This is a genomic window from Nocardia jiangsuensis (assembly GCF_042650385.1).
In the GTDB taxonomy this organism is placed as follows: domain Bacteria; phylum Actinomycetota; class Actinomycetes; order Mycobacteriales; family Mycobacteriaceae; genus Nocardia; species Nocardia jiangsuensis.
Map to the genome: position 1 here is coordinate 519,096 of NZ_JBHSAX010000019.1, position 24,345 is coordinate 543,440.

At 74.4% G+C, this 24,345-nt stretch carries 16 protein-coding genes and 2 pseudogenes; 15 read left to right on the forward strand and 3 right to left on the reverse strand.

Annotated features, from left to right (window positions below):
- Positions 1 to 3 precede the first annotated feature (3 nt).
- The 13 genes and pseudogenes from ACFO0B_RS25555 to ACFO0B_RS25605 all read left to right on the forward strand — a co-directional run bounded on the left by ACFO0B_RS25555 (position 4) and on the right by ACFO0B_RS25605 (position 18,460).
- Positions 4 to 2,613: a beta-ketoacyl synthase N-terminal-like domain-containing protein gene (locus tag ACFO0B_RS25555; protein WP_378615117.1), complete on the forward strand. Its 2,610-nt coding sequence runs from the start codon at positions 4 to 6 to the stop codon at positions 2,611 to 2,613.
- Positions 2,610 to 3,563 (forward strand): annotated as a pseudogene (locus ACFO0B_RS31550) (condensation domain-containing protein); the annotation flags it as partial. The gene ACFO0B_RS25555 and the pseudogene ACFO0B_RS31550, both read left to right, overlap by 4 nt.
- 417 nt (positions 3,564 to 3,980) lie before the next feature.
- Positions 3,981 to 5,129: pseudogene (locus tag ACFO0B_RS31555) on the forward strand (AMP-binding protein); the annotation flags it as partial.
- Between the two features lie 336 nt (positions 5,130 to 5,465).
- Entirely contained in the window at positions 5,466 to 5,663 is a 198-nt protein-coding gene (locus tag ACFO0B_RS31560) for an acyl carrier protein (RefSeq protein WP_449289805.1), read from the forward strand.
- Between the two features lie 41 nt (positions 5,664 to 5,704).
- On the forward strand, positions 5,705 to 9,259 hold the full coding sequence (locus ACFO0B_RS25565; RefSeq protein ID WP_378615119.1) for a DUF6001 family protein: 3,555 nt from the start codon (positions 5,705 to 5,707) through the stop codon (positions 9,257 to 9,259).
- Positions 9,256 to 9,513: an acyl carrier protein gene (locus ACFO0B_RS25570; protein WP_233018091.1), complete on the forward strand. Its 258-nt coding sequence runs from the start codon at positions 9,256 to 9,258 to the stop codon at positions 9,511 to 9,513. The genes ACFO0B_RS25565 and ACFO0B_RS25570 overlap by 4 nt, the downstream gene beginning before the upstream one ends.
- Positions 9,510 to 10,583: an SDR family oxidoreductase gene (locus tag ACFO0B_RS25575; RefSeq protein WP_378615120.1), complete on the forward strand. Its 1,074-nt coding sequence runs from the start codon at positions 9,510 to 9,512 to the stop codon at positions 10,581 to 10,583. The genes ACFO0B_RS25570 and ACFO0B_RS25575 overlap by 4 nt, the downstream gene beginning before the upstream one ends.
- Positions 10,571 to 11,263 carry an ABC transporter ATP-binding protein gene (locus ACFO0B_RS25580; RefSeq protein ID WP_378615121.1) on the forward strand — a complete coding sequence of 231 codons (693 nt, stop codon included), beginning with the start codon at positions 10,571 to 10,573 and terminating at the stop codon, positions 11,261 to 11,263. The genes ACFO0B_RS25575 and ACFO0B_RS25580 overlap by 13 nt, the downstream gene beginning before the upstream one ends.
- Positions 11,260 to 13,731 carry an ABC transporter permease gene (locus tag ACFO0B_RS25585; protein ID WP_378615122.1) on the forward strand — a complete coding sequence of 824 codons (2,472 nt, stop codon included), beginning with the start codon at positions 11,260 to 11,262 and terminating at the stop codon, positions 13,729 to 13,731. The genes ACFO0B_RS25580 and ACFO0B_RS25585 overlap by 4 nt, the downstream gene beginning before the upstream one ends.
- Complete coding sequence (locus tag ACFO0B_RS25590; protein WP_378615123.1) at positions 13,728 to 16,379, forward strand: phosphoenolpyruvate synthase; 2,652 nt, start codon at positions 13,728 to 13,730, stop codon at positions 16,377 to 16,379. Before ACFO0B_RS25585 ends, ACFO0B_RS25590 begins: the two co-directional genes overlap by 4 nt.
- On the forward strand, positions 16,366 to 17,001 hold the full coding sequence (locus ACFO0B_RS25595; protein WP_378615124.1) for a hypothetical protein: 636 nt from the start codon (positions 16,366 to 16,368) through the stop codon (positions 16,999 to 17,001). Before ACFO0B_RS25590 ends, ACFO0B_RS25595 begins: the two co-directional genes overlap by 14 nt.
- Positions 16,998 to 17,804, forward strand: a complete 807-nt coding sequence (locus ACFO0B_RS25600; RefSeq protein ID WP_378615125.1) for a hypothetical protein — start codon at positions 16,998 to 17,000, stop codon at positions 17,802 to 17,804. Before ACFO0B_RS25595 ends, ACFO0B_RS25600 begins: the two co-directional genes overlap by 4 nt.
- A complete protein-coding gene (locus tag ACFO0B_RS25605) occupies positions 17,801 to 18,460 on the forward strand; it encodes a PucR family transcriptional regulator (RefSeq protein ID WP_378615126.1) in 660 nt (219 codons plus the stop codon). Before ACFO0B_RS25600 ends, ACFO0B_RS25605 begins: the two co-directional genes overlap by 4 nt.
- 231 nt (positions 18,461 to 18,691) lie before the next feature.
- On the opposite strand, the gene ACFO0B_RS25610 is transcribed toward ACFO0B_RS25605, so the two are convergent.
- Entirely contained in the window at positions 18,692 to 19,540 is an 849-nt protein-coding gene (locus ACFO0B_RS25610; protein ID WP_378615127.1) for a helix-turn-helix transcriptional regulator, read from the reverse strand.
- A gap of 113 nt (positions 19,541 to 19,653) precedes the next feature.
- On the opposite strand from ACFO0B_RS25610, the gene ACFO0B_RS25615 reads away from it, so the two are divergent.
- The gene (locus tag ACFO0B_RS25615; RefSeq protein WP_378615128.1) at positions 19,654 to 20,190 is read left to right on the forward strand and encodes a carboxymuconolactone decarboxylase family protein; all 537 of its coding nucleotides are present in this window, start codon (positions 19,654 to 19,656) and stop codon (positions 20,188 to 20,190) included.
- A gap of 10 nt (positions 20,191 to 20,200) precedes the next feature.
- Here the strand turns inward: ACFO0B_RS25615 and rph are convergent, their stop codons facing one another.
- Positions 20,201 to 22,771, reverse strand: coding sequence for a rifamycin-inactivating phosphotransferase (rph, locus tag ACFO0B_RS25620; protein ID WP_378615129.1), 2,571 nt, complete (start codon positions 22,769 to 22,771; stop codon positions 20,201 to 20,203).
- Between the two features lie 109 nt (positions 22,772 to 22,880).
- Entirely contained in the window at positions 22,881 to 23,456 is a 576-nt protein-coding gene (locus ACFO0B_RS25625; protein ID WP_378615130.1) for a TIGR03086 family metal-binding protein, read from the reverse strand.
- 64 nt (positions 23,457 to 23,520) lie between these two features.
- Here ACFO0B_RS25625 and ACFO0B_RS25630 point away from each other — a divergent pair, with 64 nt between their 5' ends.
- A complete protein-coding gene (locus ACFO0B_RS25630) occupies positions 23,521 to 24,294 on the forward strand; it encodes a DUF6597 domain-containing transcriptional factor (RefSeq protein WP_378615131.1) in 774 nt (257 codons plus the stop codon).
- Positions 24,295 to 24,345 lie beyond the last annotated feature (51 nt).

Sequence of the window (24,345 nt, forward strand, 5' to 3'; positions counted from 1 at the left end):
GCAGTGGAGCCCTTCGCCATCGTCGGGGCGGCGCTCGCGCTGCCCGGCGTCGCCGACCTGGATCGCTTCCGCGCCGATCTGCTCGCGGGCGCCACGCATTTCGGCCCGGTGCCGCGCGTGCTCGCCGACGACAACGAGGTGCCGGTCGCCTCGGTGCTGCCCGGGGCGGAGCTGTTCGACCGCGAGTTCTTCGGAATGACCGCCACCGAGGCGCGCTGGACCGACCCGCAGCAGCGGTTGCTGCTCCGGCTGGCCCACGAAGCCATGGATTCCACCGGGATCGCGCGCGCCGGCACCCGCGTCGGGGTCTACGCGACGGCATCGACGTCGACCTGGCTGCACGGCCGGGTGGCCGCGGCGGAGCCGGGCCCGGCCCGGGTCGACTACCGCGCGCTGCTCGGCAACGACCGCGACTTCCTGGCCAGCCGCATCGCCTACCGGCTCGGCTGCACCGGCCCGGCGCTCACCGTGCAGAGCGCGTGTTCGAGTTCGCTGGTCGCGCTGCACCAGGCGTGCCTGGGGCTGGCCTTCGGCGACGCCGACACCGCGATCGTGGGAGCGGCATCGCTGGCCTTCCCGCAGGGGCAGGGGTACCTGCACGAGGCGGGCGGGATCCTCTCGGCCACCGGGCGCTCACGGCCCTTCGACGCGGCCGCCGACGGCACCGTGCGCGGGAGCGGCGGCGGGGTCGTGGTGGTGCGGCGGCTCGCCGACGCGCGGGCGGACGGCGATCCCGTGCTCGCGGTGATCGCGGGTTCGGCGATCAACAACGACGGCGCGCAGCGGATGGCGTACAGCGCGCCCGCGGCCGGCGGGCAGCAGGACGTGCTCGCGGCCGCGCTGGACCGGGCGGGGATCACCCCCGGTGAGGTCGGCTACCTCGAAACGCATGGCACGGGAACGCCGCTCGGTGATCCGATCGAGTTCCGCGCGCTTTCCCGCGCGTACGCGGATCCTGCGGCGCGGCGCTGCTACCTCGGCGCGGCGAAGGCCGGGTACGGCCACCTCGACGTCGCCGCGGGCATGATCGGGCTGCTGAAGGCGGTGCTGGTGCTGCGCGGGGGAACGATCTTCCCGCAGCCCGCGTTCACCGCGCCCAATCCGGCCGTCCCGCTGGCCGATTCGCGGTTCGCCTTCGCCACCGAGCCGGTGCGGGCGCCCGATCTCGAGTACGCCGCCGTCAGCTCGTTCGGCATGGGCGGCACCAATGGGCACGTCGTATTGCGGCGGGCCGAGGCGACCGCGCCGGGACCGGCCGAAGGGGGGCCGGTCCCGGTGGTCGTCTCGGCCCGCTCGGCGGACGGGCTGCGCGAGTACCGGCAGCGGCTGGCCGAGTACCTGCGGGCGAACCCGGAGCCGGCGGTGCGCGACATCGCCGCCACGCTGGATCGCCGGGTCCGTCACGAGCACGTCTGGTCGGGGTCGGCGGTCTCCGCCGCCGAACTGGCCGAGCAGCTCGCGCTCGAGCCGGCAGTCTCCGGCGCGACCGGGTCGGTGGCCGCCCGGTCTGCGCTGGAGGCCGGCACCGCCGACCCCGAACCCGCTGCCGGACAGCGCATCTGGCTCCCGCCGAGCCCGCTGAACCCGGATCGTCACAGCCTGCCGCTGCTGGCGCCGCCCACACCCGCCCGCACGGACGACGCGCACGCCCTGTTCGTGCGGCTGGCCGTGGCCGAGATGGGCGGCGCGGCGGACGAGGACACCGACTTCTTCGCCGCGGGCGGGGAGTCCATGACGCTGGTCGCGCTGGTCGGCACGCTCACCGACAGCATCGGCTTCCGGGTCGACTTCGACGCGCTGGACGGCGTCTCCCGGATCGGTGAGCTGGCCGCCATCCTGGCCGGGCAGGCGCGCGCCCAGCAGACGCCGCCCCCCGGCAACGACCTGCTCGTCCTCGGCACGGGCGAGCCGCAGATCTACCTGTACCCGCCTGCGGGCGGCACCAACTTCGGCTACACCGCGCTCCAGCGCGCGGCGCCGCGGCTGACCATGGCGGCGTTCCGCGCGGTGCGCGGTGCGCACACCGTCGAGGAGATCGCGGCGGCCTGCGTGCGCACCCTGCGCGCCCGCGGCGCCGTCACCCCGGAGCTGGTGCTCGGCGGGTACTCCTTCGGCGGCAATGTCGCCTTCGAGGTGGCGAGGCAGCTCGAGGCCGACGGCACGCCACCGGCCCGGCTGGTGCTCATCGATTCCTTCCCGCCGCAGGCCTTCGGGGCGGAGCCGGTCGACCCGGAGGCGCTGAGCCGCGAGGTCGGCGCGATCGCGCGCACCGCCGCCGCGGAGCTGCCCGGCACCGACCCGGCCGGCGTCCTCGCCGCCTTCGAATCGCTGTGGCTGACCAACACGAAGGCGCTGCGCGCCTACCGGCCCGCGGCCCCGATCTCGGTGCCGATCACCGTGCTCCGCGCCGAGATCCCGCTCACCGCGGCCCGGGCCCGTGCCGTCGGCATCGACCCCGCCGCCGGCATCGACTGGTCCCGCTGGACCTGTGCGGATGTGCAGACCTTCGACACTCCCGGCGACCACTACACCGTCTTCACCGAGCAGCCCTGTCGCGCGGCGGCGGCCGAGCTGCTCGAGCGGGCGCTGCGCACGAGAAGGACCATTGCATGAGACCCGCATCCCCGATCCAGCGGCACCTGGTGCTCGCCGCCGCGCTGCGCCCCGCCGACCCGGCGCAGAACTGGGCGCTGCTCTCCCGGCTGCCCGCCGGGACCGACCCGGTCCGGTTCGCCGCCGCCGTCGCGGCGATCCTGCACGGCAATCGCGCCTTCACCGAGACCTTCACACTCACCGGCAGCGGCGATGTCGTCGTGACCCCGGCCGATGTGCGGGCACCGGTCCCGGTCACCCGCTATCCCGACCTCGCCGCCATCCAGGCCGAGGCGGGGCGGCTCGGCGACAGTGTCTTCGACCCGGCGATCGCCCCGCTCTACCGCGCGGAGATCGCCACCACCTGCGACGACGCCTACTTCCTCTTCGCCGGTGCGCACGTGCTCTCCGACGGCTTCGGCTTCTACAACCTCCTCGCCGACTTCGCCGCCCGCTACGCCGACCCCGGCTACACCAGCCCCGACCCCGGCTCACCCGCCGATGCCGCCGAGCCGCAGGCCCCGAGCCGCGCCGACGCCGTGCGGCACTTCGGTGCCGTGCTCGCCGGGCTCGACGACCTGCGCGTCGAGGGCTGGCGCGACCGCGACCCCCACGGCCGGATCACCGGCGGCATCCGGCGCGAGCCGCTGCCGCGCGCGGATTACGACCGCGCCGGGTCGGCCGGGGCCGCGCTGGGCGTGCGCCGCTACACGGTGCTGCTGGCGGCGCTGGCGCTCACCGCAGGCTGTCTGGCGGGGACCGACACCGTCGTCGTCTCCACCCCGATGTCCAATCGCCGCTCGGGGGCGGGCTCGGCGAGCACCCGCGGCGTGCGGGTCAACGCCCTGCCGATCCGATTCGACCTGCGCCCGGAGATCGGCTTCGCCGAGCTCTGCGCGCGCACCGAGGTCCAGCTGCGCGGGCTGCTCGAGTTCGAGCAGCTGCCGTTCTCGGAGTTCTCCCGCAGCCTGATCGGCTCCGAGGCCATGGACGCCACCCAGCCCTCGGTCGCCTTCACCCTGTACCCGCGCCCGCTGGCCGCGGTCGTGGACGGCGTGGCGGGAGCCGCGCTGCACGTGGACCGCCGCTACCTGCAGCACCCGCTCTCGGTGACCGTCGAGGTCGGCGCGGACGAGCCCGCGCTGCTCGTCCAGCGCGCCGACCAGCTGCCCGAGGCCGATGTCGGAGCGCTCTACCGGCACGTACTGCACCAGGCCGTCGCCGATCCGGAGCAGCTGCGGCTCGGTGAGATCAGCTGGGCCGAAGGCGATCTCGTCGCCCGGGTCGACCCGGCCACCGCCTTCCCGAGGCGCAGCATGGCCGAGGAGTTCGCGACCGCGGTGGCCCGCGATCCCGAGGCGACGGCAGTCCGCACCGACGACGACCGGCTGAGCTACGCCGAGCTGGACGCGCTCTCCGACGCCGTCGCCGCCTGGCTGCGCGCGCACGTCCCCGGCGCGCTGGTCGGCGTCACGATCGCGCCGTCGGTGCGGCTGGTGGCCACCATGCTCGGGGTATTCAAGGCGGGCAAGGTCTACGTGCCGATCGACGTGGCGGCCGCACCGGCCCGGGTCGCCCAGATCGCGGCGGCCTGCCCCGGAATCACCTTCGTCACCGGCCCGGAGCCCAGCCCGGCCGAACAGGTCGGCGTGAGCCGCCGCGCACCGGGTGGCGACCCCCTGCCGGAAGTCGGTGTGCGCACCGTGGCGATGCCCGAGCGGCTGCCGCCCGCGCCCGCATCGGGCGCAGGCCCCGGTCCGGACGATCTCGCCTACATCATCTTCACCTCCGGCACGACCGGCACCCCGAAGGGCGTGCGGATCGGCCACGACGCCGCGGTCCGCTTCTTCGACGGCCTGCGGCAGGCCACCGGCATCGGGGCGGCGCGCTGGCTGCTGTTCCACTCGATGTCGTTCGACATCTCCATCGTCGAGACCTTCGGCGCGCTGTTCTCCGGTGGCGCGGTGTGTGTTCCGGGCGCCGAGGTCAAGCGCGACCCGGCCGCGCTCGGCGCGTTCCTGGAGCGGCACCGGGTGGCGGTGGTGTCGCAGACGCCGTCGGCGTTCGCCATGCACGGGCCCCGGCTGCGGGAGCTCGCCTGCCTGCGCCACGTGCTGCTGTGCGGGGAGCGGCTGGAGTACGGCAGCGTCGCCGGGTTCGTCGCCGCCCGTCCCGACGTGGCGGTCATGAACTGCTACGGCATCACCGAGACCACCATGTATCACACCGCGTTCCGCGTTCCGGCCCGGCCGCCGGAGCAGTCGGTCATCGGCAGGCCTTTCGCCGATACCGGGATGGCCGTTGTCGACGCCGCGCACCGGGTGCTGCCCCGCGGCGTCCCCGGCCAGCTCGTGATCAGCGGTCCCGGGCTCATGCGGGGGTATCTCGGGGACGACGGGCCGACCCGCGCGCGGATCGTCGAGATCGACGGGGTGCCCGGTTATCTCTCCGGCGACCGCGGCACGCTCGGCGCGGACGGGCAGTTCGTCGTCGCCGGCCGGATGGACGCCCAGGTCAAGATCCGCGGCCACCGCCTCGAGCCCGGCGAGGTCGAGCGCGCCCTGCACCGGACGGGGCTGGTCGCGAACGCGCACGTGCTGGTGGCCGGGGACGGGCTCACCGCCGAACTCGTGTGCTTCCTCGTCCTGAACCGGGACGGCGATCTCGCGACCGTCCGTGAACGGCTGCATCCGCTGCTGCCCCGCGCCTTCCACCCCGACCGCTACCTGGTCGTCCCGGTGCTGCCGGTGAACGCCAACGGCAAACTCGACGCCGCGGCGCTGACCCGGCTGCACGCCGCCGACCGCGACACCGCGCCCGCCGCCCGGCCGGACGACCGCGGCGATGCCGGGCTGGACGCCGTGGTGGCCGAGGTGTGGAGCGAAGTGCTCGGCAGCACCGAATTCGACGGCTCCACCCGCTTCTTCGACGCGGGCGGCACCTCGGCCATGGTGCTGCAGGTCGGCGAGCGGCTGCGCGCCCGGCTCGGCCTGCCCGAGCTGAGCGTGGTCGACCTGTTCGAGCACTGCACCCCCGACACGCTGACCGAGTTCCTGGCCGAGCGGGTGTGACGCCCGTGCCCGCGAACCCCGACGACAGGAAGCGAGAACTCGTGCCCTCCGACGACTACCAGGCCATCTGCGGCTGGCTCGACGACCCGGATCCGGCGGGCGGGGTGCGGCTCGCCGGCGACGACGGCGACTGGACCAGGCGGGCCTACCCCGAGCTCGCCGCCGACGTGCGCGCCGTCGCCGCCCTGCTCGCCGCCGCCGGGCTGCGCGCGGGCGACGGGGTGTGCGTGGTGCTGCCGACCGAGATGCGCTGCATCGCCACCATGTTCGCGGTGTGGTCGAGCGGGGCGACGGTGACCATGGTGGCGCCGCCGGTCTTCGGTGCGGGCGGGGAGTACGGCGAGCACCTGCGCGCGCAGTTCACCCGGGCCGCCCCGCGGCTGGTCGTCACCACCGAGCAGTTGCGCGGGCCGATCGGCGCGGCCATGGCGGACTCCGGGGTGGCGGGCACCCCGGTGACCCTGCCGAAGGACACCTCGAGTGACGGTGCGGACCCAGCGGGCTCTCCGGAGAACCCGGCGGGTGACGGCGCGGCCACGGCGGGCTCCCCGGCAAGCCTGCCGGAGAACCCGGCGGACCCCGTCGCGGCTGCTGCCCGCGCCCACGGGCCGGCGAGTACCGATCGCGCGCTGGTCCAGTTCACCTCCGGCTCGTCGGGTGCGCCGAGGGGGGTGCCGATCAGCTGGCGGAACCTCGCCGCGAACGTCGCCTACATCACCGACTCGATCGGCTGGCGCCCCGGCGACGCCACCGTCTCCTGGCTCCCGCTCTACCACGACATGGGGCTGGTCGGGGCGGTCATCGCCACCATCGCGGGCCAGGGCGAGCTCTACCTGATGCGCCCCGACCAGTTCATCCGCGAGCCGCTGCGCTGGGTGCGGGCCATGGCGCGGGCCCAGCACGCCGTCGCGCCGTCGTTCGGCCTCGGTCACACCGCGCGCCGGGTCCGGCCCGATGAGCTCGCCGACCTGGACCTGTCCGGCCTGCGCTCGCTGATCACCGGCGCCGAACCGGTCGACGTCGAGCACGTCGGCGCCTTCACCGCCCTGCTGGCCGGGGCCGGTTACGACCCGGCCGCGCTGCGCCCCGCCTACGGGCTGGCCGAATCCACGCTCATGGCCACCATCACCCGCTCCGGCGACACCCCGATCGCGGTACGGATCGACAGCGCCGCAACCCGTTTCGGCGAGGCCGTCGCGGTCGTCGCCGAGACCCCGTACCGGGGCCAGCCGCTGTCGGGGGGCGGCTGGCTGGTCGGGCTCGGCGGCCCGGCCGCCGCGGTCGCGGTGCGCATCGCGGGCACCGACGGCGGCGACCTGCCCCCGGGCGTGCTCGGCGAGGTGGTGCTCAGCGGCGCCTCGGTCGCCACCGGCTACCACGGCACCGACCAGGAGTCGGCCGCAGGCACCCGCTTCACCGGCGGCGAGCTGTGGACCGGCGACGCGGGATTCCTGCGCGGCGGCCAGCTCTACGTACTCGGCCGGATGGGCTCCAGCCTCAAGGTGCGCGGCCGCTCGGTCTTCATGGAGGACCTCGACGCCAGGATCGCCCGCGAGACCGGGCTGCCCAAGCACACCTTCGCCGCGGTCGCGATGCCGGAGGCGGGCGCGAACCAGGGTGTCGTGCTCTTCGCCGAGCACGCCCCCGGCGACTGGACGGACGCCGCCCGCAAGGCGCTGCGCGCCGAACTCGGCCCCGCCCGCGACTGCGTCGTCGTCACCGGGGAGCGCGGGTTGATCCGGCGCACCTCCAGCGGCAAGCCGCGGCGCAGGCTCATGTGGGAGCTGTACCGCGACAACGGAACCGACGCGGCCGAGACCGATTCCGCCCCGGTGTTCGACGAGCGGCGCGCCTCCCTGTCCCGGCTCGGCGACGCCGAACTGACCCGGCTGCTGGAGCAGGCGCTCGCGGCGGTCGAGGTGCCCGCGGCGGCGACGGTCCTGCTGGAGGGCTCGATCGCGGAGGGGTTCGGCAACGAGGGCTCCGATATCGACTTCCTCGCGGTCTCGCCCGGCGCGGAGCCGACCCCGGTGATGCCGTCGGTGCTGTTCCTCGGCGGGCGCCGGGTCGAGGTGCGCACCCGCTCGGAGGTCGAGCTGCGCGCGCAGCTCGACCTCGTCCGCAAGGCGGCCCTGGACGAGGACGTCACCGGCGCCGCCCTGCTCGACCTGGACCAGGACCTGCTCAACCGCTGCCAGCGTTTCGCCAGGGCGGCGGTCGTGCGCCCCGGCGCGGCCGACATCGCCGGACTGCGGCAGGCGCTGCCCTTCCCCGAGCTGAGCCGGGTGCTGGCCCGCTGGTGGTCGGCGCGCGCGACCCAGTCGCTGCGCCAGGCGGTGGCCATGGCCGCGCTGCGCGACCACGGCACCGCCGCGGGCTGGGCGGCCGACGGGCTGCTGCAGGCGGTCAAGGGGTACCTCGCCGAGCGTGGCGAGACCTACCTGGAGAGCAAGTGGCTGGGCCCGCAGCTCGACCGGCTCGGCGCGGACGCGCTCGCCGAGCGTTACTTCGAGCAGCTCCGCGCCCTGCGCACGGGCGGCGAGCACGCTCCCGCGTCGGCGTCGGAGCTCGGCCCCGAGCTCGCCCCCGCTCCTGCGCTCGCCCCCGCGCTGGCGTTCGCCGCCGAACTGGGAGTCGCGGTTGCCGACGACCCCGCGCAGGTGGTGCTCACCCGCGTCGACGGCGTGACGACCTGGCCCATCGACGGCCGCATCCACGTCGTGCGCGGCCGCTCCGACGTGCTGGTCCTCTCCGACCGCGCCGCCAGAGCCTGGCGCGGCGTGGTCTTCGGCCGCTCGGTACCCGAGGTGCTCGCGCGCGGCCCGGAGCCACTGCACGCCGAACTCGCCGAATTCGTCCGCCTCGGCCTGGTCGGAATGCGCTGGGGCCGCGGGTCCGCGATCCGGCCCGCCGTCGCGATGGTGAAACCACTCGGCCCCTCCACCCTCGCCCCGTGCCCGACCAGCCCGGTGCTCGGCATCGGCGGCGGCACCAGGGCCGACGGCAGGCCGGTGACGCTGAGCCCGCTGCCCGCCACCCGCTTCACCGAGTGCGCCTCGGCACTGGTCTGGTCCAACGTGATCGTGGAGAACGCCCGCGAGGACCTGGTCGGCGCGCTCGGCCAGGGCCAGGCCCGGGTGGCGGAGGCCGCCGCGGACCGGCTGCTCAAGGGCGCGGTGCGGCTGCTGCTGTGCACCCTCGGCATCAGCCCGCTGCCCCCGGACGTGGCCCCGCTGGCCACCCTCGAGCGGCTCGTGCCCGCCGGTCTGCCCGACCGCGACCGGCTGCTCGCCCGGGTGGACGCCGCGGCGCGGGTCGGCTTCGCCGGACCGTCCGCCGCGCCGCAGAATGTCGGGCTCGCCGTCCTCGACGACCTCGTCGACACCGTCCGCTCCACCGCCGACCTGGCCTTCCCCGCCTCCTTCGATTCACACGAGCAGTGGCGCGCCACCCTGCGGATCACCTACGACTGGCTGCGGCTCGCGGCCTACCTGGACACCGAGCTGCCGATCGACGAGGTCCAGGACCTGCTCGCCTCCGGTGGCGCCCAGCCGCACCAGCGCGGCACCGACCCGAACGGAGAGATCGACCGATGACCGACGACGCCATCGCGGAACCCGTCCGCGCCCTCATCGCCCGCATGGCCCCCGACACCCCGCAGCACGTGCGCGACGACGAACGCCTGATCGACGACCTCGGCTTCGACTCCATCCGGCTCATGGAGCTGACCGTCGCCCTGGAGCGCGTCTTCGCCCTGCCCAGGCAGAACCCCGAGGATCTGGCCGACATCCTGCGGGTCGGTGACGTCGTCGGGCTGGTCCGCGGCGCGGCGGCGGGGGAGCGCCGATGACCGCCGTGCTGCTCACCGGCGCGGGCGGGCTGGTCGGCGCCGAGGTGGCCGCCCGGCTGCACCGGCGCGAACGGCACGTCGTCGCGCTCACCCACCGCACCCCCGGCATCGTGGACTGCGCCGGGAACCGGCTGCCCGCGACCGCCTTCGCCGACGACCCGGGCGCGCCGGTCACCGCCGTGCGGGGTGACGTGCGCGCGCCGGGGTTCGGCCTGGACGCGAGCGCCCTGTCCGGCCGGGTCGGGGCGATCGTGCACTGCGCCGCCACCACCGATTTCACCGCGCCGCAGCGCGACTACGACGAACTGAATGTCGCGGGCACCGCCAACGCCTGCGCGCTGGCCCGCGAGCTGGACGTCCCGCTGGTGTACGTGAGCACCGCCTACGTCTGCGGCCGCCGCGAGGGCACGATCGCCGAGGACGACCTCAGCGACGCGTACGGGTTCGGAAACGGCTACGAGCGCAGCAAGTTCGACGCCGAGACCCACGTCCGGAACACCGAGGGGCTGCGCTGGTCGATCGTGCGCCCCGGCATCGTCACCGGCTACACCGGCAGCGGCGCCATCCGCGACTACAAGAACCTCTACACCGTGGTGAAGCTGATCGTGGAGGGCAAGCTGCGCACCCTGCCCGGCCGCTACGACGCCACGCTCTCGCTGGCCCCGGTCGACTTCGTCGCCGACACCGTGGTCGCCGCCGTCACCGGCTTCGCCGAGCGCCGCACCTTCCACGCGGTCGGCGCCGACCCGCTGTCACTGCGCGGCATGTCGGAGGTGCTCGCCGAGTACCCGTCCTTCGAGGTGGCCCGCTTCGTCCCCAGGTCGGCCTTCGTGCTCGCCGACCTCGGCGACCTCGAGCGCGAGTACTACCTGCGCATCGGCGCCCAGTACACCGGCTACTTCGACGCCCGACGCAGCTTCGACACCGCGAACACCGCCGCGCTGCTCGGCACCCCACCACCCGACACCGGCCCCGCCTACCTGCGCACCCTGCTCGACTTCTGCACCGAGAGCGGCTATCTCGGCGCGCCGCTGGCCTCCGTCGACGAGGTGGTGCGGTGCTCGAGCTGAGCGAGGTGAGCAAGTCCTACACCGTCGGCGGCAGGGAGGTGCGCGCACTGGACCGGGTCAGCCTGCGCTTCGACGCGGGCACCTTCACCGCGGTCGTCGGGCCGTCCGGCTCCGGCAAGAGCACGCTGCTGCACCTGCTCGGCACGCTGGACGCCCCGGACAGCGGCAGCGTCGTCTTCCGGGGGGAGCCGGTCGACGGGCTCGGCGAACAGCGGCAGGCCGCGTTCCGGCGCCACACGATCGGCTTCGTCTTCCAGTTCTTCAACCTGCTCCCCACGCTGAGCGCCTGGGAGAACGTCGCGCTGCCGTCGCTGCTCGACGGCGGCACCCTGCGCGGCGCCCGCGCCCGCGCGGTCGACCTGCTCGACACCGTCGGGCTGGCCGACCGCGCCGAGCACCGCCCCGCCCAGCTCTCCGGCGGCCAGATGCAGCGGGTCGCGGTGGCCCGCGCGCTCATGCTCGACCCGCCGATCGTGCTGGCCGACGAGCCGAGCGGCAACCTCGACACCCACGCGGGCGACGAGCTCATGGCGCTGCTGGCCCGGCTCGCCCACGACGGCGACCGGCAGCGCGCGGTCGTCATGGTCACCCACGACCAGCAGGCCGCCGCGGGCACCGACCGCGTGGTGACGCTGCGGGACGGCCGGGTCGCCGACGACACCGGCCGCGAGGCGCCGTGAGGTCGGCGCTGAACCGCTGGTGGGTCTTCGGCGTCCGGGAGTGGTCCGCGCACCGCGCCCGCGCGCTCACCTCCGGCGCGGTGGTCGCGGTCTCGACCGCGCTGCTGGTCACCGTGCTCTCGATCATCGGCTCGATCGACCGCTCCCTCGACGACTTCGCCGGCGGCACCACCGGCGACGCCGCGCTGGAGGTCTCGGCATTCTCCGGCGCCGGGATCCCCGCGGCGCTGCGCACCGAGGTCGCCGCGGTCCCCGGTGTCGCGGCGGCGGTCCCGCTGGTGCAGACCCCGGTCACCACCGCGCGCGGCACCGCCCTGCTGATCGGCACCGACGCCACCGCGACCGCGCTGCACAGCCCGCTGCAGGACCACCTGCGGATCCTGCCCGCCACCCCGGACGGGGTACTGGCGGGCCCGAACACCGGTTTCGCGGCGGGGGAGAGCATCGCCCTGCAGGACACCGGGGTCACCGTCGCCGCCGTGCTCGACGGCGTCGAGCGCTTCGACGGCGGCCGGTTCCTGCTCGCGCCGCTCCCGCTGGCGCAGCGCGCCGCAGGCCGCGGCGATCGCATCGACTCCGTCCTGATCGTGGCCGAGCCGGGCACCGACCCCGCCGCCCTGCGCCGCGACGTCACCGCCGCGGTCGCCGGCCGAGCCGGCGTGGGCGAGCCCGCGGCCCACCGCGCCGCGGCGAGCAACGGCGTCCAGCTCATCCGCTTCGTCTCCGTCTCCGCCGCCGGAATGTCGTTCCTGGTCGCCGCCTTCCTCATCTACACCGCGATGGGGCTGGCGATCGCCGGTCGGCGGCAGCGGATCGCCATGCTCCGCGCGCTCGGCGCGACCCGCCGGAGCATCGTCGCCGACCTGCTCGCCGAAACCGCCGTCTCCGCGCTGTTCGGCGCGCTGGCGGGTGCCGCGCTCGGGCTGCTGCTCGGCCGCGCCGCGGTTGGTCGACTTCCGGACATATTCCTGCAATCCGTCTCCGCCCGCATCGAATTCGCGGTGCCGTGGTGGACGATCCCGCTCGCCGTGGTCGCGGCGGTCGCCGTCTGCGTGGCCGCAGCGGCACTGGCGGCGCGGCAGGTCTACCGGGTGTCGCCGGTGGAGGCGCTGGCCCCGGTCGGGGTCTCCCCGGCCGACCGCGTTCGGCCCGCGGCGCGGATCGGCGCGGCCGTGCTCGCCGCGGTGCTGGCCGTGGCGGCGGTGCTGGTCGCGACCGGACAGCCCGGCATCCTCGCCAACGGCGGCATCTCGACCATGTTCGCCGCCGAGATCGCGGCGGGCTTCGCCGTCGGCGCGGCGCTGGTGCGCGCGGCGGCCGCCGTCGCGAACCGGTGCGGCGGCGCGGGCGCGCTCGCCGCCGAGACCATCCGCCGCTCGCCGAAACGCTCCTGGGCGACGCTGATGACGGTCGCCGTCGCGGTCGCGGCCAGCTTCGCGATCAGCGCGGGCAACAGCAACGCGGTGACCTCGACCGAGAAGTCCTTCGAGGTGCTGCGCGGCGCCGACATCTGGGTCTCGACCACCCCGGCCGGAACCTTCCCCACCGGCCCCCGGCTCCCCGCGGACACCGCCGACCGGCTGCGCGCGCTGCCCTCGATCTCCACGGTCGTCGCCGACCAGGCGACCTACGTCGACCTGGGCGAACAGCGCGCCCTCGCCTACGGCGTCGCCCCGGGCTCGGCGAACGCCCTGCTGGACGCCGCGGGCCCCGAGGTGGCGCGCCGCGTCCTGGACGGTGCGGGCGCCGTCGTCTCCCGCGACCTCGCCGACGCACTGTCGCTCGAGGTGGGCGACACCCTCACGGTCCCGAGCCCCACCGGCGCCCACGCGGTCCCGATCCTCGCCGAGGTCGCCTTCTTCTCCGCCCTGAACGGCGCACTGGCACTCGGCCTCCCGCTCGTGCAGCAGTGGTTCGGCGACACCGGCACCGCCGCCCTGCAACTGGGACTCGCGCCCGGCGCCGACCCCGGCGCCGCACTCGACCAGGTCCGCGGTGCGGTCCCGCCCGGCGTCCACGTCCACAGCGGCGACGCGGCGGTGCGCGGCTTCGCCGCCGCGCTCGACCAGGCCACCAGCCTGAACCACCTCATCTGGATCATCGTCACGATCATCGCCGCGGTCGCGCTGCTGAACACGCTGCTGCTCTCGGTGCTCGAGCGGCGCCGCGAGATCGGCGTGCTGCGCGCCATCGGCGCCGCCCGCCGGTTCGCCGTCGCGACGGTGCTCGCCGAGGCGGCCGGGCTCGCCGTGGTGGGCGGGGTGCTCGGGCTGGCGTTCGGCTCGGTGCAGCAGGTCGTCGCCGACCTCGCCTCCTCCCGCGCGTGGAACGTCGACGTCGCCTTCGCGCCGGTCCCCGGCGCCTACGCGCTGGCGCTCGGCGCGCTCCTGCTCTGCCTGCTCGGCGCGCTGCCCGCCGCGTGGCACGTCTCCACCGTCAACATCATCGAAGCGATGAGGGTCGAATGAATCAGCGAACCGACGTATCCGTGCTGCGTGCCGGCACATCTGTCACCGACGGCGACACCGGCTGGGCGGGCGGCAAGGCGGCCGGGCTGGCCCGGCTGGCCCGCGTCGGCGCCCAGGTGCCCGCCTGGGTGGTGCTCGGCACCGAGGGCTTCACCGCCCACCTGACCCGCGGCGAGCTGCCCGAGCTGCACCGGCAGCTCCTCGACTCCGCGGACGGCCCCGCCCGCGCCGAAGCGGCCGAACGCCTGCGCGCCGAGATCCGTGCCACTCCGGTCGATCCCGCGCTCGCGGCCGAGATCGAGGAGGCCGTGCGCGGGCGCGGGCGCGTCGCGGTGCGCAGCTCGGCCGTCGGCGAGGACGGCGCCGACCGCTCCTACGCGGGCATCTACGAATCCTTCCTCTACCTCACCGGCACCGACCAGGTGCTCGACGCCGTGCGCCGCTGCTGGGCCTCCGCCTTCAGCCCGCGCGCCCTGCACTACACCGGCACCGACGCCGCGTCCGCGGTCGCGGTGATCATCCAGGACATGGTCGACGGCGAGGTCTCCGGCGTCCTGTTCACCACCGACCCCGTCACCGGCGCCACCGACCGGGCGGTGATCAGCGCCTGCTGGGGGACCGGCGAGGGCGTGGTGAGCGGGGCCTGCGCCACCGACGAGTTCACCGTCGGCCACGACGGCACCGAGGTGTCGGTGACCGTCGCCGACAAGGACATCGAGTACGGCCGCGCCGATGCCGGCGGTGCCGAGCAGCGCGTGGTCGCCGAGCCGCGGCGCCGGATCCGCTGCCTGAGCCCGGAGCAGACCGCCGACCTGGTGCGCGAGGGGGTCAGGATCGCCGACGCCCTCGGCGGCCCGCAGGACATCGAGTGGACCTTCCGCGCCGGCGAGCTCGTCGTCCTGCAGACCCGCCCGATCACCGCGGTGGCCGCGCTCGGCTCCTGGCGCACGGTGTGGGACAACAGCAATATCCAGGAGAGCTTCAACGGCGTCACCACCCCGCTCACCTTCTCCTGGGCGGCCAAGGTCTACGAGGTGATCTTCCGCGAGACGCTGCACCTGATCGGCGTCGGCGACCGGACCATCGCCGCCAACGACAAGGTGCTGCGCAACATGGTCGGGCTGGTCTCCGGCCGGGTCTACTACAACATCAACAACTGGTACCGGGTGCTGCGCCTCGCCCCGTTCTTCGACCGCAACAAGGACGACGTCGAGCGCATGATCGGTGTCGAGCACCCGGTCGACTTCATCGAGGGCATCCACGCGGGCCCCGCCGAGCGGCTCGCCGCCATCCCGCAGCTGGCCCCGGTGTTCGTGGTGCTCGGCTGGCGGATGCTGAACCGGGGCAGGCTGGTCGAGCGGTTCCAGCGCGAGGTCGGCGCCGAGGTCGAGCGCATCCGCCGCGACCTGGACACCGCCACCGAGCTGGACCAGCTCCTGGACCTCGCCGAACGCGGCCTGAACCTGTTCGACCGCTGGGCCGTGCAGATCCTCAACGACCTCTACCTGAGCAACCAGGCGGGCCGGGCCAGGCGCATCCTGGCCGCCGCGGGCGGCTCGGAGGAGACGGTGGCCGGGCTGCTCGCCTCCGAGGAGGCGGTGGAATCACTGCAGCCGACGCTGATCCTGATGCGGCTGGCCGCCGCCATCCGCCGCGCCCCCGAGTTGCGCGCCGCGCTCTACACCGGCGACCCCCGCACCGGCCTGGACGCCGTGCGCGGTGCCGCCCCCGCCGTCGCCGCGGAGCTCGACGCCTACCTCGACCGCTACGGCGACCGCTGCATGGGCGAACAGAAGCTGGAGACGGTCTCGCTGCGCCAGGACCCCTCCTTCATCGGCACCGTCCTGCGCAACTACGTCCGCGACGACGCCATCGACGCCGACGCACTCGAACGCGACCACAGCCTGCGCCGGGCGGCCTTCGAGCGCGAGATCCTGGACGCGCTGCCCCGCGGCCGCCGCGACAAGCTGGCCGGGGTGCTGCGCAAGGCCCGCACCGCGGTCCGCGACCGGGAACGCATGCGGCTCACCCGCACCCGCATCGTCGGCGTCGGCCGCTCGGTCTACCTGCGGGTCGGCGAGGTGCTCTGCGCCGCGGGCCGCCTCGACGAGCCGCGCCACGTCTTCTACCTGACCATGGAGGAGATCCAGGGCTTCGCCGAGGGCCGCTCCATGACCACCGACCTGGCCGCGCTGGCCCGCACCCGGATCGCCGAGTTCGCCCGCTACGAACACACCGAGCCACCGAACCAGTTCGAGACCACCGGCCCGCCCGACGTCCTGACCCCGACCGCGGCCGCCGCCGAGCCCGTCGGCGACGGCCGCACCCTGCGCGGCACCGGCTGCTGGCCCGGCATCGTGCAGGGCCCGATCCGCGTGGTGCGCAGCCCCGACGACGACCTCGACGTGCGCGGCACCATCATGGCCGCGCTGCGCACCGATCCCGGCTGGGGGCCGTTGTTCCCGAGTGTGAAGGGGCTGCTCATCGAACGCGGCAGCACCCTGTCGCACTCCGCGGTGCTCGCCCGCGAACTCGGCATCCCGGCCGTGGTCGGCGTGCCCGGGCTGATGTCGACCATCCGCGACGGCGAGACCGTCCGGCTGGACGGCGGCTCCGGCCTGGTGGAGCGGCTCGATGACCCCGCCTGAGCCCCCGCTGCTGGTCTGCGTCGCCGGCGGCGACGCCTCCGGCAAGAGCACCCAGCTCGACGCCCTCACCGCGGCCCTGACCGCCGACGGCTTCGACACCGCCGCCGCCGGAATCTGGGACGCCCTCGCCGACCCGGTGCTCGGCGCGCGGCTGCCCTTCGCCGACCGCGCCGCCGTCCTCGCCTACCTGAGCGTGCTCGGCCCGAACGCCCGCGCGCACTTCCTCTTCCACGCCCTGCACGCCGGGCTCGACCTGGCGCTGGCGCGCGAACCGCGCATCTTGCTGCTGAACGCCTACTGGTACAAGTACTTCGCCACCGAGATCGCGCACGGCGGTGACCCGGCCACCCTGCGCGCCGCGACCGCCGCCTTCCCACCGCCCGCGCTCACCTTCCACCTGCGCGTCACCCCGGAGGTCGCGCTCGCCCGCCGCGCCGACCGCAGCGACTACGAGAGCGGCTACGGCGACGCCGCCCGCTTCCTCGAATTCCAGCGGCGCAGCCACGCCGAACTGGACCGGCTCGGCACCGAACTCGGCTGGATCGAGCTCGACGCCACCACCGCCCCGGAGGTGCTCACCCGGACCATGCTCGACGCCATCACCGCGGCGGCCGGCCGGTGACCGCCCGCATCGCCGTGGTCGGCATCGACGGCTGCGGCAAATCCTCGCTCATCGCCCGGCTGCGGCACGAGTTCAGCGACGACCGCCTGCTCACCGTCAGCTGCCCGGACCTGCACCACAACGGCGACGGCCCGCTGCACGACCTCTCCCGCAAACTCGCCGCCGTCGGGGAGGCCGCCGACGCGCTCGGCAACCCCGTCGTGAAAGCCGCCACGCTGTACCTGCGGATGACCCTCTACGGCCCGGTGGAGGACTTCCTGCTGCGCACCTACCGGCCCGAGGTCCTGGTCTGCGAACGGCACCCGATCATCGAGACCCTCGTCTACGCCCCGCTCTACGCCCGCCTCGCCCGCCGCGCGGCCCCCGGCAGCACCGCCGTGCTGGACCGCGCCGAGCAGCGGCTCCCCGGCGCGACGGCCGCGCTGCGCCGCTGGCAAACCCTCGAACAGGACCGCGTCGGCATCGGCGGCGACCTCACGACCGTGCTCGACGAGCTCGTCGCGATCCTCGGCACCGGAACCGAAGCGGCCGTCGCCCGCCTCGCGCAGACCTACCGCACCACGCTCCCGGACCGGGTGCTGTGGCTGGACACGCCCCCCGCCGAGGCGGCGCGGCGCCTCGCCCTGCGCGGCGGCCAACGGGAGACCCACGAGAACATCGCCCACCTGGAGACCCTGCGCGCCGGGTACCGGGAACTCGGCGACCGCAGCCCCGGCCTGCGATTCGCCCGGATATCGACCTCCGACGCGGACGATCCCGCCGCGATCCGGGACGCCTGCCTCGCGGCGGCGACCAGCCCGTGAGTGCCCGCCGCTGGGACCGCTTCTCGCTCCGCGTGCTGCGCGAGCACGGCGAGCCCGTCACCGAGCACTACCTCGTCTGCGCCCTCGCGACCACCGCGGACACCGAGCCGGGCGACGATCCGATCCGCGCCGCGCACGACCGCATCGTCGCGGCGTGCGAGCAGCCGGTCCCCGCCGTCCTCACCCGCCGCGGCGGCACGATTCTGATCCCGGGGGCCCGGCCCGACCTGATCACCGGCCCGCTCCTGGCCACCTGGGTGCCCGCCACCTTCCACACCATCCCCGCCCGCGCCGAACTGGCCCACGAACTGCTCGAACTCGCGGTGCGGGTGCGCGCCGGACCGGGCGTGTTCGGCGCCGACGACCTCGCCCTCGAATACCAGCTCACCCGCCCCGGCCCCGGCCGGGATCACCTCGCCCGCCTGCTGACCCCGCTCGACGGGCACCCCGAGCTGCTCGACACCGTGCTCGAGTACCTGCGGCAGGAGCACGGCCGCTCGGCCACGGGCGGGGCACTCGGCGTCCACCCGAACACGGTGCGCAACCGGCTGGACAAGGCCGGTCGGCTCCTCGGCCTCGACCTCACCCGGCTCGAGTCGCTGTGGCAGCTGCGCGCCGCCGCGGTCGTGCGCAGCTTCCTCCGGTCCCCGGACTAGGAGCCGAACTCGCCGCCCCGAATGCCAGCGGTCCGGTGGGCGACCTCGACACAGATTCGAATCCAGAATCGTGGCATTGCGATATGCGCATCAAACCGGGAGGTCACCATTCGGCCAAACGGTGTCTACGTCGGACGAAAAAGGCATGGACAAGCACCGTCCTGCGGTGACTCTCGATGCTGCGGCCGGCGAAAAGCGTGCCCGGCCGCGTGGAGTCCGGCCCGCGGGCGACTACAGCTGCGCCGCCCAAGCTCGCGGCGAGCACCCCACCCGCTGGGTGAAGGCCCGGGAGAATGCGGGCGCGGTGGCATACCCGAGCTCGGTCGCGGTGCGCGCCACCGGAACGCCCGCCAGCAACCGCTCCTTGGCCACGGTGATCCGCCACCCACCGAGATAGTCGGCGGGCGACTGTCCGACCGCCTCCTTGAACCGCGCGGCGAAGGCGCTGCGCGACATCCGCGCCTCCCGCGCCATGCCCTCGAGCGTCCACGCCCGCCCCGGCTCCTCGTGCACGGCGACCAGTGCCGGGGCCAGCCGTTCGTCGGCGAGCCCGGTGAGCAGCCCGGTGGGCAAGTCGAGTTCGTCGGCGTGCTCGAGGATCCAGCGGAAGAGCTGGATGAGCACGACCTCGAAGAGCCGGTCCACCAGCACCCGGTGCCCGCACTTCGCGGTGTCGATCTCGGCGAAGAGCAGGGCGAGCGCGGGTTCGAGGGTGGCGACGGCGTCGAGCGGCAGCACCGTCACCGCGGGCAGCGTGCGTACCAGCGGGTGGTTCGGCCCGCCCTCGAAGTCGACGCTGGCACAGGCGAAGTCGGAGTCCGCGGTGGGCGCGTTGTGGAAGGAGTGGTCGAGCGGCCTGGGGTAGAAGAGCAGGCTGGGCCGGTCGACACGGCGGGTCGCGAGCCGGTTTCCGGCGCCGCGGTGCGTGACCTCCATCGACCCGGCCCGCAGCACGTGCAGGAAGCCCCGTCCGAGCCCGGCGTCGTAGGTGGTCACCCCGCAGAGCGGGCCGGTGTGGAAGAGCCTGGTCCGCACGCGGAACCGTTCGAGCAGCGGGGAGATCCGGTCCACGGAGATCATGCACCCATGGTGACAGACGAATAGGTAAGAAATCGAGACGATAGAGCGCAAATCATCCGACTCGGCACGGCAGGCTGGGGACTGTCCGAAACACGACAGCGAAGGAACCTCCCATGACACTCGTCCCCCTCGTCGAGCGCGAGACCGCCACCGGCACCGTCCGCGACCAGCTCGACAGCATCCACGCCGCCTTCGGCACGGTGCCCGCCATGTTCCGCGCGGTCGCCAACTCGCCCGCCGCGCTGACCAGCATGTGGGCCGCCTTCGGCGCCTTCGGCGGTGGGGCGCTCGGCCCGGCGGTCGGCGAGCAGATCGCGGTGGCCGTCGCCAACCGCAATGCCTGCGAGTACTGCCTCGCCGCGCACACCGCGCTGGGCCGCAGGGCCGGGGTGAGCGGCGCCGACATGCAGGCCGCGCAGCTCGGCGAGTCCCCGGACCCGCGCACCGCCGCCCTGCTCGGCTTCGCGCTGAAGCTGGTCGAGGAGCGCGGCCGGGTCGCCCCCGGGGAGGTGGGCGCGCTGCGCGACCTGGGATGGAGCGACGAGCAGATCGTCGAGGCGATCGGGCAGGTCGCGCTCAACCTGTTCACCAACTACATCAACGTGGCGCTCGGGATTCCGGTCGACTTCCCGAAGGTGGCGCTGCGCTGATCCGGCTCGATCACCGGTCCGCCAGCAGCTCGACGTAGCCGTCGGCGCCGTGCACGCGGATGCGCTGCCCGTCGCGGATGAGCGTGGTGGCGTGCTCGACGCCGACCACGGCGGGCAGGCCGTATTCGCGGGCGATCACGGCGCCGTGCGTCATGAGCCCGCCCGCCTCGGTGACCAACCCGGCGACGGCGACGAACAGCGGGGTCCAGCTCGGGTCGGTGTAGGCGGTGACCAGGATGTCACCCGCTTCGAGGTCGGCCAGGGCGATGTCGGTGACGACCCGGGCGCGGCCCTCGACGGTCCCGGCGGAGACCGGGGTGCCGGGCAGCGCGCCGTCCGGCAGGTCGGTGCGCCGGTAGGCGCCGGTGACGACCTCGCCGTCGGAGGTGAGCACCCGCGGCGGGGTGAGCGCCTCGTGCGCGCGGAACGCGGCCCGGCGCGCGGTGATCAGCTCCTGGTCGGCTCGGTGGGTGGCCGCGACGTCGCGCAGTTCGTCGAAGCGTAGGTGGTCGATGTCGTCCGTGGCCCGCAGGGCACCGGCTTCGACCAGGCGTTCGGCTTCGCGCAGCAGGGCCTGCCGGTAGACGAAGTAGCGGCACACCATCCCGTACTTCGGGTACTCGCGGTAGCCGGAGAAGGTGCGGACCCGGTCGATCATGCGCTCGGTCTGCGCCGCCTTCGCCGCACCGTCCGGGAGCGCCCGGACCCGTTCCAGGATCTGCCCTTTCGCCCGCTCGGCTGCGCGCAGGCCGTCGGCGAACTGCCGCGCGGCCGCCCCGGGCTCGAATCCGGCGACATTGCCGAGGATCGCGGGCAGCAGGGTGGCGGGCTGCTCGCGCCAGCGCGGCCGGGTGATGTCGATCTCGCCGGCGCAGCGCATGCCGTAGCGCTCGAGGAAGTCTTCGATCGCGGTGCGGGCCTGCTCGCCGCCGGGATGGCCGGGGAGCCGGTCCAGGAAGTCGGGCGGGGCGGCGTGCAGACAGGCCACGACCTCCGGGTGCGGGCGGACGGCGTCGGCGACGTCGAGCAGCGCGAGCCCCATCTCCGAGGTGATGTTGCCGGGCACCGAGCGGGTGAGCGCGTCGGCGGCGTTGCGCTCGCCCAGCCAGTCGAGCAGCCGGTCGTTGAGCCACTCGGAGGCGTCCATGGCGGCGGTGATCAGCTGCAGCCCGCGCGGGTCGAACAGGACGCGGCGCAGCTCCGTGATGTCGGCACGGACGAAGTCGAGCAGCGCGGCCCCGGTGTGGGCGCGGATGTCGCGCTTCAGCACCGCGAGCGATGCCTCGCTCGCGGCGATGAGCTCGCCGACGAGCGCCGGGTCGAGCTCGGTCGGTGCGGGCGCGGTGGCCGGTGCCGGGTGATCCGGTTCGGTGTCGTACCCGCGGCGTTCGATCAGGGTGCGCAGGGCGTCGCCGAGCAGCGGATCGGATTTGCCGAGTGCGGTGACCAGCGCGGCGCGCGATGCCGGCGCCGCGAGCATGGCGGTGACGTCGACGAACAGCCGCCCGCCCGCGTCGCGCATGGGTGCGCCGCTGGTGAGCTGCCAGAGCGAGATCCCGAGCGGTTTCATGGCGTCGGTCATCATCTGCTGGTGGCCGACCGAGACGTAGACGTGCTCGCCGCCGTCGGCGGCCTCCGGGATCGGGAACAGCGTGGTGATCGGTCTGCTCTGCACGATGCGGATCCCGTCGTCGCCGAGGCACCACTCGATGTCCTGCGGTCTGCCGAAGTGCGCTTCGATCCGGCGGCCGAGCCGCTCGAGGTCGAGCACCTCGGCGTCGGAGAGCACCGGTTCGTCCCGACGCTCGGGGGCGAGCTCGCGCACCCGCGTGCCACCGGCGGGCTCCGGCTCCACGGCGAGCTTCTTGGTCGCGGTCGATCGCTCGACGATCACGCCGCCGCGCACCCGGACATTGTCGGCGTTCACCAGCCCCGAGACCAGCGCCTCGCCGAGCCCGAAACCGGCGTCGATCGAGGTCACGGTCCGATCCGAGGTGACCGGATCGGCGGTGACCAGCACCCCGGCGGCGCGCGGGAAGACCATGGCCTGCACCACCACGGCCATCCGGATCCCGCTGTGCCCGAAACCGTTCCGCTGCCGGTAGGCCACGGCGCGCTCGGTGAACAGCGAACCCCAGCAGCGCCGCACGTGCGCGAGGAGCTCCGGCGCGCCAACGATGTTCAGGTAGCTGTCCTGCTGCCCGGCGAAGGACGCCGTCGGCAGATCCTCCGCCGTCGCGCTGGAGCGGACCGCGTAGGCGCCGTCGGTGCCGAGCCGGGCGTGCGCCGCGACGATCTCCGCCGCGACCCCGCCGGGGATCTCCAGCTCCTCGACCGCCGCTCGGACCCGCGCGCTGAGCACCCGGGTCGCCTCCCGGTCACCCGGCTCGATCCCGGACAGTTCGGCGAACAGCGCGTCCAGCCCCGCCACCGCGCGGGTGTAGGCCGCCGTCGTCACGCAGAAGCCGTCCGGCACCCGCACGCCGTCCACGCGGGACAGCTCACCGAGGTTCGCGCCCTTGCCGCCGACCACCGCGACCTGCGTCCGATCGATCTCCGCGAAGCCGAGCACATAGGCCATACCGCCACTCCTCACCTGGGGTTTCCGTAGAACGGGAGCGAGTATGGACCACATTTCGGCAGCTCATGAGGGCGCGGAATCGTGTATACAGTGAAAGGGGGATGGGGGATCAGACCGTGCTCGGACGCCAGTGCGGTGCCCGGCCGGTCGTGGCGAGAACACGGTCCAGCGTCGGCGCCGAGTCCGGGATCGGCACGGCGGGGCCGTAGGCGCCCATCTCCCTACCCTGCTCGGCGGTCGCGCTCACCTGCTCGAAGAGGAAGCCGAGTAGCGCGTCGTCCCATCCGGCATCGAGACCCAGCGCGCGGGCGAGGTCCCAGCCGTGCACAACCAGCTCACCGACCACCATGCCGCCCAGCATCGGGGCGGGCAGGACGGCTCCGGCGAACTCGGCGGTGCCCTGCCAGGCCCGCGGCTCGCTCCAGGCGGCGACGATCTCGTCGACTCGCGGGCGCAGGGTTTCGGCGAATTCGGCGTCGAGCGGCAGGGACTCGGGCGGGGGCGGCGCCTGCTCCCGGCGGCCCGCGGCGGCCAGCCCGGGCGCCCAGTACAGCAGGTGGTTCACCAGGGCGGCCACGTCGTAGTCGGTGCACGGGGTGGGGCGGTCCAGGTCCGCGGGGGTGATCGCCGCGGCGATCCGCAGCAGGGGCGCGGCGGCCGCTGCCATCGTCTCCGGAGTGCTCATGGCCGCCAGCCAACCAGCCGCGGGCCGGGCTGTCTTGAACGAACGCGACACCTACACTCGCGCCATGAGGGATGCCCGTGAGCTGGGCGGGGCCTGGCGGCGGTTCCAGCGGCACCGGACCGCCGCGCCGTCGCCGGAACTCGCCGGGTACATCGAGCACTACTGGACCGTGCACTGGGACTACGCCGAGCCCTACCGCCAGCTCATCACGGCGCTGCCGCGTGTGCACCTGACGATCAGCAGCCAGGTGGGCGCGACGGTGCGCGGGGTCGCCCGGGGGCACCGTTGTCAGACGTTGACCGGTCGCGGCCGGGTATTCGGGGTTGCCTTCCGGCCCGGCGCGTTCCGCCCGATCCTGGGCGCGCCGGTATCGGGGCTCACCGACCGGGTTGTCGACGCCGTCGCTGTCTTCGGCGCCGAGCCGCCGGTATGCCCGGAGGTGGCGGCGATCGAGGAGTTCCTGCATCCGCGGCTGCCCGAGCCGGGCCCGGCCGGCCGCGCGGCCGTCGAGGCGGTCGCGCTGATCGCCGCCCGCCCCGACCTCACCCGGGTCGATCAGCTCGCCACCGAGCTCGGCTCCCCGGTCCGGACCCTGCAGCGGCTCTTCGCCGAGCACGTCGGGGTGAGCCCCAAGTGGGTGCTGCGCCGCTACCGGGTGCACGAGGTCGCGCGCCGGCTCGAGGCGGGCGCGGAGATCGACTGGCCGGTGCTCGCCGCCGACCTCGGCTATGCCGACCAGGCACATTTCGTCCGCGACTTCACCCGCCTGATGGGCGAGCCCCCGACCCGGTTCGCGGCCCGCTACCCAGACCGCTCGGAACGTTTCCCGGCGCGCTGATTCACCCGATATGCTCGGTGGGCGAACGATTTCCGCCGCGGGCCGTCGATG

What these genes read in the sequence shown, in the direction of transcription:
- ACFO0B_RS25630 (WP_378615131.1), top strand. Translation starts at nt 23,521, where the DNA reads ATGAGGGATGCCCGTGAGCTGGGCGGGGCCTGGCGGCGGTTCCAGCGG.
- ACFO0B_RS25595 (WP_378615124.1), top strand. Translation starts at nt 16,366, where the DNA reads ATGACCCCGCCTGAGCCCCCGCTGCTGGTCTGCGTCGCCGGCGGCGAC.
- ACFO0B_RS25575 (WP_378615120.1), top strand. Translation starts at nt 9,510, where the DNA reads ATGACCGCCGTGCTGCTCACCGGCGCGGGCGGGCTGGTCGGCGCCGAG.
- ACFO0B_RS25625 (WP_378615130.1), bottom strand. Translation starts at nt 23,456, where the DNA reads ATGAGCACTCCGGAGACGATGGCAGCGGCCGCCGCGCCCCTGCTGCGG.
- ACFO0B_RS25570 (WP_233018091.1), top strand. Translation starts at nt 9,256, where the DNA reads ATGACCGACGACGCCATCGCGGAACCCGTCCGCGCCCTCATCGCCCGC.
- ACFO0B_RS25615 (WP_378615128.1), top strand. Translation starts at nt 19,654, where the DNA reads ATGACACTCGTCCCCCTCGTCGAGCGCGAGACCGCCACCGGCACCGTC.
- ACFO0B_RS25590 (WP_378615123.1), top strand. Translation starts at nt 13,728, where the DNA reads ATGAATCAGCGAACCGACGTATCCGTGCTGCGTGCCGGCACATCTGTC.
- rph (WP_378615129.1), bottom strand. Translation starts at nt 22,771, where the DNA reads ATGGCCTATGTGCTCGGCTTCGCGGAGATCGATCGGACGCAGGTCGCG.
- ACFO0B_RS25610 (WP_378615127.1), bottom strand. Translation starts at nt 19,540, where the DNA reads ATGATCTCCGTGGACCGGATCTCCCCGCTGCTCGAACGGTTCCGCGTG.